Genomic DNA, 15,779 nt, shown 5'->3' on the forward strand with positions numbered 1-15,779 from the left:
TCCGTGTGCCGCCCCGAGCTCAGGGCCGCAGCTTCTCCATCGCCTTGGCGATGCGCTTCTCCGACACCGGCGTGGGGGTGCCGAGGGTCTGGGCGAAGAAGCTGACCCGCAGCTCCTCGATCATCCAGCGGATCTCCGTCACGTCGGGGTCGCCCCGGCGGGCCGGGTGGAGGCTCGCCAGCAGGTCGTGGTAGTCGTCCTCGATCTTGTGCACGCGGTCCATCCACTCCTCGTCCCGCCAGGGCTCCTCCGGGAGCTTGGTGAGACGGCGCTCGATGGCCCGCAGGTAACGCAGGACGTCGGGCAGGCGGCGGGTGCCGGTGGCGGTGACGAAGCCCTTGAAGACGAGCTTGCCGAGCTGGTCGCGCACGTCGTCGGTCGAGGCGCTCGCACGCAGGCCGTCGAGGCGGGTGCCCACGGCGTGCCAGACGCTCAGGATCTGCTCGACCTTGGCCAGCACGTCGGCCGCCGTGTCGTGCAGCTCGGCCCGGACGTGCTGGTGGAGGCGGTCGAAGCCGGCCGGGTCCCAGGCCGGGCCGCCCAGGTCGAGCATGAGCTTGTCGACGGCCGCGTTGACGACGTCGTCGAACAGCGCCACGGCGCCGCCGTGGGGGCTGCGCGACAGCGCCAGCTTGGCCTGGTTGGACAGGCCGCCGAGCAGCGACCTGGCCGGGTTGGTGACGTTGAGCAGGAGCAGCCGGCGGGTGCCGGGCCAGTGGGCGCGACGCTGCTCGGCGGCCGTCTCGAAGATCTTGACGGAGACCGACTCGCCCGCGTCGACGAGCGCCGGGTAGCCCTTCATCCGGCCCTGCTCGAACACCTTGGGCAGGGCGCCGAAGCTCCAGGTGCGCAGGCCCGTGCGCTCCAGGTCGTCGCCGGCCTCCGACAGGGTCTTGCGCAGGCGCGGCGCGAGCCGGCGCTTGAGCGCGTCGAGGTCTTTGTCCTCGGCCACCGTGCGCTTGCGCTCGTCGATCACCCGGTAGGTGATGCGCAGGTGGTCGGGCACCTGGTCGAGCTGCCACGCCTCGCGCGGCACCCGTACGCCGGTGAGCCGCAGCAGCTCGCGCTCCACGGCCTCCAGCAGCGGCTCGCCGCCCTGCCTGACCCCGGCCAGCACCTGCCTGGCGTAGTTGGGGGCGGGCACGAAGTTGCGTCGCAGGTGTTTGGGCAGCGACCGGATCAGCGCGGTGATCAGGTCTTCGCGCAGGCCCGGGATCTGCCAGTCGAAGCCGTCGGAGTTGACCTGGTTGAGCACCTGCAACGGCACGTGGACGGTGACGCCGTCGGCGTTGGCGCCCGGCTCGAACTGGTAGGTCAGCTTCATCCGCTGACCGAGCTGCTTCCAGGTGTCGGGATAGTCCCGGGCGCTGATGTCGGCGCCCTCGTTGACCAGCATCTCCGGCGAGAACGTGAGCAGCTCCGGCTGCTCCTGCCCGGCCTTCTTCCACCAGGAGTCGAAGTGCCTGGCCGAGACGACGTCGGCCGGGACGCGCTGGTCGTAGAAGTCGTACAGGGCCTCGTCGTCGACCATGATGTCGCGGCGGCGGGCCCGGTTCTCCAGCTCCTCGACCTCTTCGAGCAGCCGGCGGTTGTCCTTGAGGAAGCGGTGGTGGGTGTCCCAGTCGCCCTCGACCAGGGCGTGCCGGATGAACAGCTCGCGCGACAGGTCGGGGTCGATGCGGCCGTAGTTGACCTTGCGGCCGACCACGAGCGGCACGCCGTACAGGGTGACCTTCTCCAGGGCGATCACCGCGCCCTGGTTCTTCTCCCAGTGGGGCTCGGAGTAGGTGCGCTTGACCAGGTGCTGGGCGAGCGGCTCGACCCAGTCGGGCTCGATCTTGGCGTTGACCCGGGCCCACAGCCGCGAGGTCTCGACCAGCTCGGCCGACATCACCCACTGCGGCTGCTTCTTGGCCAGGGCCGAGCCGGGGAAGATCGCGAAGCGGGCGTTGCGCGCGCCGAGGTACTCCTGCATCGGCCGCCGCCCGTCGGCCGCGCGCTGCTTGTCCATGACGTCCTTGACGCCGATGTGCGACAGCAGCCCCACCAGCAGCGACACGTGCACCTGGTAGGGGTCGGCGGGCGCGCTGCCGGGCTGGGCGCCGAGCGCCTGGCGGACCTGGCTGTAGATGTCCTGCCACTCGCGGACCCGCAGGTAGTTGAGGAACTCGGCCTTGCACAGCCGCCGGAAGGCGCTGGAGGACAGCTCCTTCTGCTTGTCGCGCAGGTAGTTCCACAGGTTGAGGTAGGTCAGGAAGTCGGACTCGGGGTCGGCGAAGCGCCGGTGCTTCTCGTCGGCCTGCTGCTGCTTGTCGGACGGCCGCTCGCGCGGGTCCTGGATGGACAGGGCGGCGGCGATCACCATGACCTCGCGCAGGCAGCCGTTCTTCTCGGCCTCCAGCACCATGCGGCCCAGGCGCGGGTCGACCGGCAGGCTCGCCAGCTTGCGGCCGACGCCGGTGAGCTTGCCCTGGGCGTCGAACGCGCCGAGCTCGTGGAGCAGGTTGACGCCGTCCTTGACCTGGCGGCGGTCGGGCGGCTCGACGAACGGGAACGCCTCGATGTCGCCCAGCCCGATCGAGGTCATCTGCAGGATGACCGAGGCCAGGTTGGTGCGCAGGATCTCCGGGTCGGTGAACTCCGGCCGGGAGAGGAAGTCCTCCTCCTCGTAGAGCCGGATGCAGATGCCGTCGGAGGTGCGGCCCGAGCGGCCCTTGCGCTGGTTGGCGCTGGCCTGCGAGATGGGCTCGATGGGCAGGCGCTGCACCTTGGTGCGGTGGCTGTAGCGGGAGATGCGGGCGAAACCCGGATCGACCACGTATTTGATGCCGGGCACGGTCAGCGAGGTCTCGGCCACGTTGGTGGCCAGCACGATCCGGCGGCCGGTGTGGCGCTGGAAGACGCGGTGCTGCTCGGCGGCGCTCAGCCGGGCGTAGAGCGGCAGGATCTCGGTGTTGCGGAAGTCGGCCTTGGTCAGCGCGTCGGCGGCGTCGCGGATCTCCCGCTCGCCGGACAGGAAGACCAGGATGTCGCCCGGCCCCTCGGTGACCAGCTCGCGGCAGGCGTCGACGATGCCGCCGGTCTGGTCGTCGTCCTCGGCCAGCGGGCGGTAGCGGACCTCGACCGGGTAGGTGCGGCCGGAGACCTCGATGATCGGCGCGTCGCCGAAGTGGCGGGAGAAGCGCTCGGGGTCGATGGTGGCGCTGGTGATGACGACCTTGAGGTCGGGGCGCTGCGGGAGGAGCTGTTTGAGGTAGCCGAGGATGAAGTCGATGTTGAGGCTGCGCTCGTGGGCCTCGTCGATGATCAGGGTGTCGTACTGGTCGAGCATGCGGTCGTTCTGCAGCTCGGCCAGCAGGATGCCGTCGGTCATCAGCTTGACCAGGGTGCGGTCGCTCGCCTGGTCGGTGAAGCGCACCTTGTAGCCGACGACCTCGCCGAGCTCGGTGCCGAGCTCCTCGGCGACGCGCTCGGCGACGGTGCGGGCGGCGATGCGGCGCGGCTGGGTGTGGCCGATCAGCCCGCGCACGCCGCGCCCGAGCTCCAGGCAGATCTTGGGGATCTGGGTGGTCTTGCCGGAGCCCGTCTCGCCCGCGATGATCACGACCTGGTGGTCGCGGATGGCGGCCAGGATGTCGTCCTTGCGCTGGGAGACCGGCAGGTTCTCCGGGTAGCGGACCTGCGGCACGGCCTCACGGCGGCGCGCCAGCCGCTGCTCGGCGCGCTCGACGTCGGCGAGGATCTCGGTGACGATCTTGTCCCGGGCGTCGCGGGAGCGGACCCGGCGCATGCCGTCGAGCCTGCGCCGCAGCCGCCGCTGGTCGCGCGGCATGAGCTCGGGCAGGCGGGACTGGAGGTCGGCGAGCGGAGAGGACAACGAAGGCGTTCCCATACTGCTTTCAGGATATTTGAGCCCCGTGGCCCCGGAGCCAACGGCCCATGGTGCCCGACGCGGCCCGCCTTCCGCATCCCAATATCGGCGGGCCCGCGGCGCCGGAGCCTCCTACCGCGCCGGCCTGGTGGTGGCGGCGTGGCGGGCGGCGCCGATGATGCCGGCCTCGTTCTGCAGGGCGGCGGGGACGACGGGGGTGTCGAGGGTGACGTGCGGCAGGAACTTGTCGGCCTTCTTGCTCACGCCCCCGCCGATCACGATCAGGCCAGGCGAGAACAGCATCTCCACGTGCCTGAGGTACTCCTCGACCCGCTCGGCCCACTTCTCCCAGCTCAGGTCGTGCTCCTCGCGGGCCCGCGCCGACGCGCGCTCCTCGGCGTCCTTGCCGCGCAGCTCCAGGTGGCCGAGCTCGGTGTTGCAGACGAGTGTGCCGTCGGCGAACAGGGCGCTGCCGATGCCCGTGCCGAAGGTCAGGATCAGCACCGTCCCCTTCTGGTCGCGGCCCCTGCCGAAGGTCATCTCGGCGATGCCGGCGGCGTCGGCGTCGTTCAGCACCGTCGCGCCGCCGAAGAGCGCGGCGGCGTCGACGCCGATCCACGAGTGGTGGACGTTGGCCGCCGTCTGCACGACCCCGTCGACGACGACGCCGGGGAAGGTGACGCCGACCGGGCCGTCCCAGTCGAAATGCTTGACGATCTCGCCCACCACCTCGGCCACCCCCTCGGGCTTGGCCGGCTGGGGCGTGGCGATGCGCAACCGCTCCTGGACGAGCTCTCCGGCCTCGGTGTCGACCGGGGCGCCCTTGATTCCCGAACCGCCGATGTCGATGCCCAACACGTTCATGACTCTCCTTCTCCCCCGCCCTGGACGGGAAAACTCGCGCGCCCATATTTCCGGCCCGGCTGAACCCGCTCCGCGCCCACCGCGTATCTCGCGTCACAAGCGCTCACTAGGAGGCACGGATGCGGCTCCGCATCATCACGCTCTGCGCTGTCGCCGTCGTGGCGGGGACGACCCTCACCGCCCCCGCGCAGGCGACCACCAGGACCCGTTTCGACGTCATCAACCTTGTGTCGGACGTCAAGGGCAAGGCCCCGGTCACCGATCCCAAGGTCGTCAACCCGTGGGGCCTGGCCATGGGCAAGACCTTGTGGGTCTCCAACACCGGCACCGGCACCGCCACCGTCTACTCCGGCACGGGCCGTAAGGAGAAGACGGAGGTGTGGATCCCCGGCGGCTCCCCGACCGGCCAGGTGTTCAACCCGGGTGACGGCTTCACCGTGAAGGGCAGGCCGGCCACGTTCATCTTCTGCAGCCCGAGCGGCGCGATCACCGGCTGGAACGCCGAGGCCGACCCGGCCAACGCCGTGATCGCCGCGTTCACCCGCGGCGCCGACTACAAGGGCCTGGAGCTCGTACGGACCGGCGAGGGCGAGTTCCTGCTGGCCGCCGACTTCGCCCACGGCCGGGTGCACGCCTTCGACGAGAACTTCCGGCGCATCCGGCTGGCCGGCTGGCAGTTCCAGGACTCGCGGGTGCCGCGCGGCTACAACGCCTACAACGTGGCCGTGGTCAACGGCAGCGTGTGGGTGGCGTACGCGCTGCGCGACCGGACCACCGGCAAGCCCGTCTTCGGCGCCGGCAAGGGCTTCGTGAGCCGCTTCAACGCCGACGGCCGCCTGACCGGCCGCATCTCCAGGGTCGGGCTCGACGCCCCCTGGGCCATGACCGCCGCGCCGCGCGGCTGGGGCCAGTACGCGGGCGCCCTGCTGGTCGGCAACTTCGGCGACGGCACCGTGCACGCCTACAAGAACAACCGCCACCTGGGCGCGATCACCACGTCCGGTGGCCGGCCCGTCAAGCTGCCCGGCCTGTGGGACCTCGAACCCGGCACCGCGGCCACCGGCGGCGTGAACACGCTGTGGTTCTCGGCCGGCATCGAGGGCGCCAAGCACGGCCTGATCGGCGTGATCGCCCCCGCCGGCACGAAGCCGACCTCCACGGCCGCCGCCCCCGCGAGCACGCCGGCGCCCACCCGCTCGGCCGCCCCCAAGACGAAGTCGCCCTACGGCGGCGGCTACTGACAGGGGCCCCTCGACGTTTCCGGCGCGGCCGGCGCGGGCCGCGCCGGAAACCCGGATTTCCGGAAAACCTGCGAACCACATATGGACACGGAATGCGACGGAGCAGATACTCAACGTGTCAACACCCTCATCCCTGCTCTCACGTCGCCCCCTTAAGCACCGCATGAGCCGGCGTGTCGCGTGCTGCCCGGAACCCGTGCCTGTCAGGGAACAGGACAAGGAGAGACCATGCCAGCCAAGAAGTCTCTGTTCCTTTCCGTCATCGCCCTCGCCACCGCGGCCTGCGTGACGGCCACCGTCGTGGCCCTCCAGGCGTCCAGTCCCGTCTCGGCGGCCACCCGCGCCGCGCTGCCGCCCGGCTACCAGCTCGTCACCCTCCCCAACTCCAACGTCCCCAACTTCCAGCGCCGCACGGTCTACTGCCCGGGCTCCAAGCACGTGCTCGGCGGCGGCGGCGAGGCCCGGGGCAACGGCGCGATCCTGGTGGGGTCGTTCCCCACCGACGACGCCCGCGGCTGGATCGCCCTCGGCCGCCAGATCGGTTACAACGACGTCGGCATCAGCGTGTTCGCCATCTGCGCCGACTGACTCACCCGCCGGCCCCGCCCGCGCTCCCGCGGGCGGGGCCGGCGCATGCCCGCCCCTCAGAGCCCCGTCCTCAGAGCCCCGTCCTCAGAGCCCCGTCCTCAGAGCCCGCCGAGCACGGAGGCCAGGTCGGCGACGCCGCGGTAGTGGACGCCCGTCATGCCGAGCGCCCTGGCGGCCTCCACGTTCGGCAGCCGGTCGTCGACGAACAGGCAGCGCGCGGGGTCGGCCCCGGCGCGCTCGGCGGCGATCTCGTAGATGCGCGGGTCGGGTTTGATCACGCCGACCCTGGCGCTGCTGACCAGGTCGTCGGCGAAGTAGGTGAGCCCCAGCCGGTCGAGGTGCTCCTCCACGGTGTCCATGGCGTTGGTCACGATGACCACCGGCACGTGCTGCTGCGCCTTGGCCAGCAGCTCCCTGACCTCCTCGTCCACCCGGAACGGCACCGCCCCGAACTCGGCCACCGCCCGGCGGGCCCGCTCGTCGCCGCCGAGGGCGACCGCGACCGCGTCCAGCCATTCGCGCTCGGTCATCCGGCCCAGGATGGCCGGCTCGATCAGCTCGGGGGCGAAGGCCGTGGCCATGAGCGGCAGGGCGTACCGGGCCTCGATCTCGGCCTGGACGGTGTGGTCGAAGAGGCGGAGCACGCCATCAAGATCGGTGAGAACCGCATCAAAGGGGAACACAGCCATCATTGTGCCGTGAAGTACCGCATCCGCTGGTCCGAGAAGGTTTCGCGTGCCACCAAAGCCCCGGGGCGACCGGCGGCACTACCATCTCCGAGACAGGATTCGGTATCGGAACGGTAGGGCATGGACGATCACCAGCTGCCACCTGAGCTGTGCCAGCTGTTCGCCGACGGCGGCAGGGGGCGCAGACTGCCCCCGGGCCTGCCCGCGGGCGACGTGGTCTGGCCCGACCCCGCCTACACCCGGCAGGTCGTGGCGGCCCGGCCGGCGTTCTGGATGAGCGACGAGCACGCCGCCGGCGAGGACTGGTCGTTCATGCGGGTCTGGCACGCGCACAGCGGCCTGTGGCCGGTGCTGCTCGACGAGTCGGCCCAGCCGTGGGCGATCGGGCAGATCGTGCCCGACGACCCGATGCTGATCGGCCACTTCACCGCCGAGGGGTTCATGACCGAGGTGTGGCAGGAGTGGGTCTCGCAGATGCCGCGCGACGCGCTGGCGGAGTTAGAGCCGTACGGGGCGCTCTGCCCGGGGCTGGCGCCGCCGGGGGTGCCCCGCGCCGACCCCGGCGACGTGGCCGACTGGCTGGCCCGCGAGCTGGCCCCCAGAGGCATGCCGCTCGGGCTGGTCGCGGCCGGCCGGGGGGCCGACGCGCTGGCCGTCATGGGCTGGCAGGGCGCGCTGCACCACAACGAGTGGATGGTGCCGATGGCCGCCGTGGTGCGCAGCTGGGAGGACCGGTTCGGGGCCCGCGTGGTGAGCGTCGGGTTCAACACGCTCGACCTGAGCGTGGCCGCGCCGCCGGCCGACCCCGAGCACGCCCTCCACGTCGCGGCCGAGCACTGGGCGTTCTGCCCCGACAACGTCGTGCAGGGGCCGGGCGACCTCCAGGGGTACGCCGACCAGATCATCGGGCGACACGCCTGGTCGTTCTGGTGGGATTGAATCCCCGGCTTTTACGCTACTTTTAACCGCGACAGGGAGGGCTTGGTCACAGCATGTCACGGGGAGACCTGACTCCGGAGCTACTGCATTCCTCGTCCTGGACGGACTGGCTGGTGCAGTCGGCCGGCATCCCCGTCCACGACGTGCCGCTGGTGTCGGTGGGCGGCGGGCTCGGCTCGTTCACGCTGGTCGACGTGCTGCGCATCAGAGGCGTGCCGATCCCGGCCATGCGGGTGCTCTCGACCAGCGACACCCCCTGGCAGACGTGGGAGTACCTGACCCGCGTCTCCCAGCTGCCCGCGCACGAGCGCATCCGGTCCGACGCGGGGGCGCGTCCGGACAACATCTGGGGCTTCCCCTCCTACGCGGTGCAGGAGGCCTGGCAGGACGGCTCGCTCAAGCCGATCCTCCAGGTGCTCGCCGAGCCGCTGTTCACCGACTTCTACAGCCCGCGCGCCGGGCTGGTCACGCAGACCGTACGGCGCGAGGCCGACCGCATCGGCTACTGGCACATGCTGGCCAAGGGCCAGGTGCGCATGGTCAGGAAGCGGCTGGGCGGCGGCTACTTCACCGTGCTGACGCCGCCGCCGGGCACCTCGCCGACCAAGCGGGTGGTGCTGCGCTCCCAGTACGTGCACCTGGCCGTCGGCTACCCGGGGCTGAAGTTCCTCGACGACCTCCAGGAGTTCCGGCAGGCGCAGGGCGAGCGGTACCGGGTGGTCAACGCCTACGAGCCGCACGAGCACGTCTACGACCAGCTGCGCAAGCGGCCCGGCGTGGTGGTCGTGCGCGGCGCCGGGATCGTGGCCTCGCGGGTGCTCCAGCGCCTGATGGACGACCGCGAGCGGTACGGCCTGCACACCCAGATCGTCCACCTGTTCCGCACGTACGTGGCCGGCCCGCACGGCCCGAGCGTGTTCATGCGGCGCAAGGGCGGCGACGGCTGGGCCTACCAGGCGTTCACGATGCCCAAGTCGGCCTTCGGCGGCCAGCTCAAGGCCCGGTTCAGGAAGGCCACGCCCGAGCAGCGCGCCGTGATCTCCAAGACGGTGGCCGGCACCACCACCCCGAAGCTGGCCCGCTGGCAGGAGCAGATGCGCAGGGGCCGGCAGGGCAACTGGTACCACCCCACGCAGGCCGTCGTCGACCGCATCGAACGGGCCCCCGACGGCCGCCTGGTCACCCACACCCGCAGCGTGAACGCCGCCGCCATGCAGTACGTCTCCGACTTCATCATCGACTGCACCGGCCTGGAGGCCGACATGCCGGAGCACCGCGTCCTCGACGACCTGCTGCGGCACGGCGGCGCCCGGCCCAACAAGGCCGGCCGGCTGAGCGTCGGCCAGAACTTCGAGGTGCTCGGCGCCGAGAGCGAGGGCGGCGTCCTGTACGCCTCCGGCGCCGCCACGGCCGGCAACCACTTCCTGGCCGTGGACAGCTTCCTCGGCATGCAGACCGCCGCGCTCGACATTGCCGCCGACCTGACCAGGCGCGGGTTCTGCAAGGGGCTCGGGCCGGTGCGGTCCACGGCCCAGTGGCTGCGGTGGGCGGGGAACAGGAGGCTCGCTTGATCCCGACGCTGGCCGGGCGGCTGCAGACCCGGCTGTTCACGCTGGCCACCGTCGGCGCGGCGCTCACCGCGCTGATCACGCTGGTGCTGCCGATGTCCTTCCGGGACGCCTTCCTCGTGCTGCTGGCCGTCGCCGTCGTGGGCGCCGGGTGGGAGCTGCTGTACCACCTGCTCATGCAGTTCCGCTGGGACAAGGACTGGCCGACGCTGTTCGGGCTGGTCACGGCCGTGCCCGAGGGGCTGCTGATGTGGGTGCTGCTGGACGGCGGGCTCGTCCCCGGCGTCGCCGGCCCGGTCAGGGCGTGGGCGTTCGCGGTGATGTTCGCCTTCGTCTGGCTCGGCCAGTGGTTGTTCGTGAACGGGCCGATGCGGGTGTTGTTCGTCGAATGGCGGCTGCGCGGCGGCCGCCTGCTCTGATCAGGTATCTGCTCACGGTTCTGCTTACGGGGGGGCAATGGGGGGCGTCGAGCTGGCTCGACCGCTGTACTTCTGGCTCGGTTTCCTGGCCACGGTGGCCGGGGTCGTGCTGCATCTGCCGATGTACCTGCACGGCGCCGACATGCACTACCGCCTGGCGGGCATGCCGATGGACCTGCCGATGACGATCGGCATGGGGCTGATCGTCGTGGGGCTGGCGGTCACCGCGTACGGGCTGATCCCGCCCGGCGCGCTGACGGCCAGGCCGGCCGCCGAGGTACGCGTCCGCGCCCTGGACGACGCGCGCATGCGACCGGCGCACATCGGGCTGATCGTGGTCATGTCGGTCGCGGTGATCATCGACGCCATGAAGCCGATCACGCTCGGCTTCGTCGCGCCCGGCATGGCCAAGGAGTACGGCCTGAAGTCGGCGCTCAACCCGGCCGGCGAGCTGCCCGTGGCGCTGCTGCCCCTGGCCGGGCTCACCGGGACGGTGCTCGGCTCGCTGCTGTGGGGCTGGATGGGCGACAAGATCGGGCGCAAGCCGTCGATCCTGTTCGCCGGGGTGCTGTTCATCGGCACCGCGATCTGCGGCGTCATGCCGGACTTCGAGTGGAACCTGGCCATGTGCGTGGCCATGGGGCTGGGCGCGGGCGGCATGTTGCCGATCACGTTCTCGCTGCTGGCCGAGACGATCCCGCCGCGGCACAAGGGCTGGGTGATGGTGCTCATCGGCGGCAACCTGGCGGTCGCCTACCTGGCGGCGAGCTGGTTGTCGGCGTCGCTGGCGCCGACGTTCTCCTGGCGGGTGCTGTGGCTGGTCGGGCTGCCGACCGGCGTGTTCCTCATCCTGCTCAACCGGTTCATCCCCGAGTCGCCGCGCTTCCTGCTCGCGCACGGCCGCGACGCCGAGGCCCGCGCGGTCCTGGCCAGGTACGGCGCGGCCGCCACCACCGAGGAGGCCACCGCGGGCGTCGAGCGGGTGGAGGACGAGCACGCGGGCGGCTACTCGCGGCTGTTCCGCCGTCCGTTCACCGGGCTGACGGTGGCCGTCGTGATCCTCGGGCTGAGCATCGGCCTGGTCACCTACGGCTTCCAGTTGTGGATCCCGTCCAACCTGCAGAAGCTGGGCCTCGACCAGCAGACGGCCGACCGGGCGCTGCGCGACTCGACGCTGCTGGGCCTGCCGCTGATCTTCGTCTCGGCCGCCATGTACGGCCTGTGGAGCGCGAAGAAGACGATCGTCACGCTGTCGGCGCTGGTCGGCGTGGCGCTGGCGGTGCTGGCCTTCTCCGGCGAGACGCTGGCGCACGACCGTACCTGGCTGTACCTGCTGCTGGCCGGGCCGATCGTGGGGACGGCGACGATCGCCGCGGTGCTGGCCGCCTACAGCTCGGAGATCTACCCGACCCGGGTGCGCTCGCGCGGCTCCGGGCTGTCGGCGGGGATGGGCAAGGCCGGCGGCGTGGCCGTGACCGCCGTGCTGGTGGCGGGGGCGGCGGCGCCGTCGATCGGCACGACCGCGCTGCTCGGGGCGGTCCCGCTCGTCCTGGCGGTGGTGGCGGTGCTGGTCTTCGGGGTCGAGCCGCACAAGGGCGCGGCCGGCGGCCCGGCCACGCCCGCCGCCGCCTCGACCAGGGCCTGAGGGCGCTTCGGCGTTCACAGGGGCCTGACGCCCAGGGCCTCCGGTCGCTCACGGGACGCGCGCGACGGCGCCGTACGTGCCCGACGAGCTCGGCCGGGCGGAGCAGGCGGCGCCGTGGTCGTCGGGCCGCCACTCCGGGACCCACACCAGCCCCGGATCGACCAGCACCAGCCCGTCGAGCAGCGCCGCCACCTCCCGCCTGCCGCGGATCGCGTGGCCGGGCAGCGTCATCGCCAGCAGGTCCCGGACCGCCGGCAGCAGCTCGCCCGGCACGCCGTCGAAGGTCGTCTGAAGCAGCGACAGGTAGCTGCCGTCGGACGCCGCCTGGCGGACCCGCCTGATCACGTAGTGGACGTACTCGTCGTCGGCCAGGCTGTGGGTGGACAGCAGCAGCACGGCCACGGGCCGGTCCCAGTCGAGGAAGGCGCGCACCACCCGGTCGCCGAGGATCGCGTCGATCTCGCGCACGTCGCCCTCGACCACGCGGACCAGATCGGTGCCCGGCTCGATGGTGGCCCGCGCGCCGGCCAGCACCATCGGGTCGTTCTCGACGTACACCACCCGCGCGGGCACGCCGCCGGGGCCGCCCGCGGCCACGTCGTGCAGGCGCCCGCCCGGGGGCAGGCCGCTGGGCACGCCGCTGCCCACGATGACGAACTGGTCCACGCCCTCGGCCGCCAGATGCCGGACCACGCGCACCAGGAACTGCAGCACGGCCCGCGCGGCGGTGGTCGTCACGGACGCGGCCTGGTCATATCGGCGTACCAGATCGCGGTCGGCCGAGAAGTTGTTCTTCCCGCCCGCGGCCGCGTCGAGCACCCGGGTGGTCATGGCTCGGGTCATCTCCAGCTTCGCCAAGTTTCGGATGGCACGCTGACGCATTGAGTGTTGCCCCTTTCCCCTCGCCCACTATCTCGGGAAAAGCCGGTCCTTTCGGACCCCACTCGATGACCCAGACCATATGATCCTCGTTACCGGCCGGAAGACAACAGGAAAAGCATGAATTCTGCGGAAATATGCCTTACCTGAATGGCCGCCGGCCGGAGATCATTTCCCGGTCGAGCGCGAGAGGCGTTCGCGGTGGGCCTCCAGCACCTCGTACGTCTCCTCGCGGGTGGTGGTCGTCACCGACAGCTTCGTGAACGCCTGGTGGTAGGTCTCGACGGCGGCGACGTCGGTGATCAGCTCGTCGGCCTCGACGCCGTGGGCGCAGGCGACGTCGGGCTCGAACGCCTCGGCGAAGCGCCACAGCGTGAACGGGCCGGTGCGGGGCACGTACGCCGGGTCGTCGATCGGCACGACGTGCAGCGAGACGTTGGGCCGCTTGGCGTGGTCGAGCAGCAGGTCGAGCTGGCGGAGCTGGGCGTGCGGGCCGACGATCGAGCGCAGCAGCACGGCCTCGTCGATCACCGCCCACAACACCGTGTCACCGGCCAGCGCCTCCTGGCGGGCCATGACCAGCGCCAGGGCCTCCTCCACCGACGACTGCCCGAGCGTGGCCGGCCCGGCCACGGTGATCGCGGCCCGCGCGTAGTCCTCGGTCTGCAACATCGGCGGGACGAACTGGGGATGGTAGGTGCGGATCACCGTGGCCCGCTGCTCCAGCGCGTAGGCCGTGGCCAGCCAGACGGGCACCGACTGGGCGTCGTACCAGGCGGCCTCGCGCTCGCCCCTGGCCAGCGAGAGCACGTACTCGCGGACGGGCGGGGCGGTGACGCCGTAGAGGCCGAGCAGGCGCTCGACCGTGATCGGCGTGGGCGCGAGGCGGCCCTCCTCGATCGCGGGGATCGCGGCGGCGCCCTTGCCGAGCGCGCCCTCGACCTGCTCGACCGAGAGCCGCACGCCCATGCGCAGGCCGTGGAGCCGCTTGCCGAGCGCGCGGCGCTGGGAGTCGTTGAGCGGCGGGGCGGCGTCGGGGATCTCGGCGACCGGCTCCGGCTCGCCCGGCAGCCCCTCGGCCCGGCGCGCCAGCTCGACCACGCCGCGCAGCACGGCCAGCGACCCCTCCGACAGCCCGGAGGCCGACAGGCCGATCGCGGCGGCCCGCAGTTGCAGGTCCTCCACCGCGCCGGACTCGTAGTGCTCGTCGCCCACCAGCCAGCCCACGCTCACCTGGAGGCAGGCGGCCAGCGCCCGCAGCACCTGGAGCGTGGGGTTGGTCTGCTTGCCGGTGCGCAACTGGCTGACGTAGGCGCGCGTGATGGGTATGCCCGCCTCGGTGAGGGCGGCGGCGACCTGGGCGCCCGTGAAGCCGCGCTTGGTCAGCGCGAGATCGAGCCGTTCGGCGAAGTTCGCCACGGCGCACCTCCTACCGCCCGTGAACTTTTCCCAGCCTAAGGTACGAGACCCCCGGTGTCCCCTGCCACGCGGGCCAGCTCTGCCCGGCGGGTAGGTATCAACTTATTCGCAAAGTGTGAGTTGACATAGCCCCTCTTTCCAGCACAGTATCGGAGCGCGTGGTAACTGTGGCTTAACAGCCCGGACGATTCGCGAGAGTCTCCGGCAAGGAGGTGGCCGGACGTGACCATGGACTCCCTCGACGGCTCACGCTTCCTGGAGGATCCGGTCTCCCGGGGGCAGCAGCAGGCGGTCCGGCGCATCTGCGCGCGGGTCGCCGGCCCGCTGACGAGCCGCGACGTCCAGGTCGCCGAGCTGCCGCTGGGCGGGGTCGAGATCTGGCTGGACAGCCCGCGTCACCGCTGGCGCCTGCACCACCGCATGGCCCGCGAGCTGCGGCTGGCCGGCTGGCACACCGAGCCCGGTCCCGACCGGCTGCTGCTGCTCGGCTGGAGCGCGGTCTGCCTGGGCCACCGTGCCAGGATGCTGGGCGCGGCCCTGTCCGGGCGGCTGGCCCACTTCGACCGCACGTCGTTCGCGGCCGTCATGATCGCCACCCGGCTGCGGCACGAAGGGCTGTCCGCCGCCGAGCTGCCCGCCGCGGTGGTCGAGCGCTGCCGCGACGCGCTGCGCTGGCCCGCCCGGCTGGCCGACCTCGACGGGCTCGAACGCCGGTCGTCGCTGGAGCCCATCAGGCTCAGGCTGGCCCAGGTGGCCGGGCTGGAGTCGACGGTGAGCCGGCGCTGCGCCGAGCACCTGGCGCTGGCCGCCAGGGTCGCGCGCACGGTGGCCGGCACCGCGCCGCCCGCCCGCTCGCGCGCCTGCGGGCCGCGCGCGGGGCTGACCGAGCGCATGGTCTGCGTCAGCGTGCCCAACAGGGCCGCCGCCGCCCTCGACCCGGGGACGGCGCGATGACGCCGCTCCCCCTCCCCCGCCGGGCCTGGCCGCCCACCGGCCCGCCCGCACCGCCCGCGCCGCGCGCGGCCGTGCCGGCGGCCCTCATGCGGCCGGCTCCGGCGCTACCCCATCCCTCCGGCACCGTGCGTCACGTGCCCGACAAAGTCGGCACGGTGCTGTCGGCCGGCGCGGTAGCGGCTGGCGTGCCGGCCAAACCAAGGGGTAGTGCCTGGGGCCGGCTTTCCTCGCGGCCGTCCGCCCGTGATCGGGCGGCGGCCTCCCCGGCCGGGGAGGCGGGCCCGCCCGGCTCCCCGGCCGGCGCCACCGGCACGGCGGCGCCGCCGGGCGGGACGATCGGCGTGACGGGCGCCACGACTCTGATCGACCGCCCCCTCAGGGGGCCGGCGCCCGCGCGGGCCCCCGTGCCGGTGGCCATGATGTCAGCGGGCCGCGCCCGGCCCGCGTCACCCGGATCCGCGACCGACAGGAGTGATCATGCTCACCGACGAGGTGTCCAGGCGGCAGCCGCACGAGGTGCACGCCCGGGGCGCACGGCCCCAGCCCGCCGAGCCGAGGGACGAGAGCCGGGACGAGCCGTCGCGGGCGCAGGCCCCGGCGCGCACCGTCCACCGGCTGCGCCGGATCCGGCAGGTGTCCGTGCAGGCGATCGGCGAGATCGACCAGGCACTGGCCTGACCGTCATGCGGACGGTCCCCGACCC

General features: G+C 72.2%; 13 protein-coding genes. 8 read left to right on the forward strand and 5 right to left on the reverse strand.

Translation table 11 applies throughout. From position 1 onward, the window contains the following. Positions 1 to 19: 19 nt before the first annotated feature. Complete coding sequence (gene hrpA, locus ACIBQ8_RS12025; protein ID WP_397191908.1) at positions 20 to 3,892, reverse strand: ATP-dependent RNA helicase HrpA; 3,873 nt, start codon at positions 3,890 to 3,892, stop codon at positions 20 to 22. A 111-nt stretch (positions 3,893 to 4,003) separates the two neighbouring features. Beyond that, the gene (gene ppgK / locus ACIBQ8_RS12030) at positions 4,004 to 4,735 is read right to left on the reverse strand and encodes a polyphosphate--glucose phosphotransferase (protein WP_397176579.1); all 732 of its coding nucleotides are present in this window, start codon (positions 4,733 to 4,735) and stop codon (positions 4,004 to 4,006) included. A 119-nt stretch (positions 4,736 to 4,854) separates the two neighbouring features. Here ppgK and ACIBQ8_RS12035 point away from each other — a divergent pair, with 119 nt between their 5' ends. Further along, on the forward strand, positions 4,855 to 5,976 hold the full coding sequence (locus tag ACIBQ8_RS12035; RefSeq protein ID WP_397176581.1) for a TIGR03118 family protein: 1,122 nt from the start codon (positions 4,855 to 4,857) through the stop codon (positions 5,974 to 5,976). Positions 5,977 to 6,204: 228 nt separating this feature from the next. Then, a complete protein-coding gene (locus ACIBQ8_RS12040; RefSeq protein ID WP_357965343.1) occupies positions 6,205 to 6,564 on the forward strand; it encodes a hypothetical protein in 360 nt (119 codons plus the stop codon). A 98-nt stretch (positions 6,565 to 6,662) separates the two neighbouring features. Here ACIBQ8_RS12040 and ACIBQ8_RS12045 read toward each other — a convergent pair whose 3' ends face one another. Next, entirely contained in the window at positions 6,663 to 7,256 is a 594-nt protein-coding gene (locus ACIBQ8_RS12045; protein WP_397176583.1) for an HAD family hydrolase, read from the reverse strand. 117 nt (positions 7,257 to 7,373) lie between these two features. On the opposite strand from ACIBQ8_RS12045, the gene ACIBQ8_RS12050 reads away from it, so the two are divergent. From ACIBQ8_RS12050 to ACIBQ8_RS12065, 4 genes are read left to right on the forward strand one after another with little or no spacing between them, the layout of a single operon-like run. Continuing rightward, positions 7,374 to 8,192, forward strand: a complete 819-nt coding sequence (locus ACIBQ8_RS12050) for a DUF4253 domain-containing protein (RefSeq protein WP_397176585.1) — start codon at positions 7,374 to 7,376, stop codon at positions 8,190 to 8,192. 53 nt (positions 8,193 to 8,245) lie between these two features. Continuing rightward, a complete protein-coding gene (locus ACIBQ8_RS12055; RefSeq protein ID WP_397176587.1) occupies positions 8,246 to 9,763 on the forward strand; it encodes a hypothetical protein in 1,518 nt (505 codons plus the stop codon). Then, positions 9,760 to 10,179 (forward strand): hypothetical protein, encoded by a 420-nt coding sequence (locus ACIBQ8_RS12060; RefSeq protein WP_364328875.1) that lies wholly within the window; start codon positions 9,760 to 9,762, stop codon positions 10,177 to 10,179. Before ACIBQ8_RS12055 ends, ACIBQ8_RS12060 begins: the two co-directional genes overlap by 4 nt. A 37-nt stretch (positions 10,180 to 10,216) precedes the next feature. Further along, positions 10,217 to 11,824, forward strand: a complete 1,608-nt coding sequence (locus tag ACIBQ8_RS12065; protein ID WP_397191909.1) for an MFS transporter — start codon at positions 10,217 to 10,219, stop codon at positions 11,822 to 11,824. A 48-nt stretch (positions 11,825 to 11,872) separates the two neighbouring features. Here the strand turns inward: ACIBQ8_RS12065 and ACIBQ8_RS12070 are convergent, their stop codons facing one another. Together ACIBQ8_RS12070 and ACIBQ8_RS12075 are read right to left on the reverse strand one after the other, a co-directional pair. Beyond that, a complete protein-coding gene (locus ACIBQ8_RS12070) occupies positions 11,873 to 12,682 on the reverse strand; it encodes an SAM-dependent methyltransferase (protein WP_397176591.1) in 810 nt (269 codons plus the stop codon). 189 nt (positions 12,683 to 12,871) lie between these two features. After that, positions 12,872 to 14,122 carry a Scr1 family TA system antitoxin-like transcriptional regulator gene (locus ACIBQ8_RS12075; RefSeq protein WP_397176593.1) on the reverse strand — a complete coding sequence of 417 codons (1,251 nt, stop codon included), beginning with the start codon at positions 14,120 to 14,122 and terminating at the stop codon, positions 12,872 to 12,874. A 222-nt stretch (positions 14,123 to 14,344) separates the two neighbouring features. Here ACIBQ8_RS12075 and ACIBQ8_RS12080 point away from each other — a divergent pair, with 222 nt between their 5' ends. Both ACIBQ8_RS12080 and ACIBQ8_RS12085 read left to right on the forward strand, forming a co-directional pair. Next, entirely contained in the window at positions 14,345 to 15,076 is a 732-nt protein-coding gene (locus ACIBQ8_RS12080; RefSeq protein WP_397191910.1) for a hypothetical protein, read from the forward strand. Positions 15,077 to 15,553: 477 nt separating this feature from the next. Then, complete coding sequence (locus ACIBQ8_RS12085) at positions 15,554 to 15,754, forward strand: hypothetical protein (protein ID WP_397177928.1); 201 nt, start codon at positions 15,554 to 15,556, stop codon at positions 15,752 to 15,754. Positions 15,755 to 15,779 lie beyond the last annotated feature (25 nt).

The organism is Nonomuraea sp. NPDC049646, assembly GCF_044465525.1.
Lineage (GTDB): Bacteria > Actinomycetota > Actinomycetes > Streptosporangiales > Streptosporangiaceae > Nonomuraea.

What these genes read in the sequence shown, in the direction of transcription:
- ACIBQ8_RS12040 (WP_357965343.1), top strand. Translation starts at nt 6,205, where the DNA reads ATGCCAGCCAAGAAGTCTCTGTTCCTTTCCGTCATCGCCCTCGCCACC.
- ACIBQ8_RS12085 (WP_397177928.1), top strand. Translation starts at nt 15,554, where the DNA reads ATGCTCACCGACGAGGTGTCCAGGCGGCAGCCGCACGAGGTGCACGCC.
- ACIBQ8_RS12035 (WP_397176581.1), top strand. Translation starts at nt 4,855, where the DNA reads ATGCGGCTCCGCATCATCACGCTCTGCGCTGTCGCCGTCGTGGCGGGG.
- hrpA (WP_397191908.1), bottom strand. Translation starts at nt 3,892, where the DNA reads ATGGGAACGCCTTCGTTGTCCTCTCCGCTCGCCGACCTCCAGTCCCGC.
- ACIBQ8_RS12050 (WP_397176585.1), top strand. Translation starts at nt 7,374, where the DNA reads ATGGACGATCACCAGCTGCCACCTGAGCTGTGCCAGCTGTTCGCCGAC.
- ppgK (WP_397176579.1), bottom strand. Translation starts at nt 4,735, where the DNA reads ATGAACGTGTTGGGCATCGACATCGGCGGTTCGGGAATCAAGGGCGCC.
- ACIBQ8_RS12065 (WP_397191909.1), top strand. Translation starts at nt 10,217, where the DNA reads ATGGGGGGCGTCGAGCTGGCTCGACCGCTGTACTTCTGGCTCGGTTTC.
- ACIBQ8_RS12045 (WP_397176583.1), bottom strand. Translation starts at nt 7,256, where the DNA reads ATGATGGCTGTGTTCCCCTTTGATGCGGTTCTCACCGATCTTGATGGC.
- ACIBQ8_RS12055 (WP_397176587.1), top strand. Translation starts at nt 8,246, where the DNA reads ATGTCACGGGGAGACCTGACTCCGGAGCTACTGCATTCCTCGTCCTGG.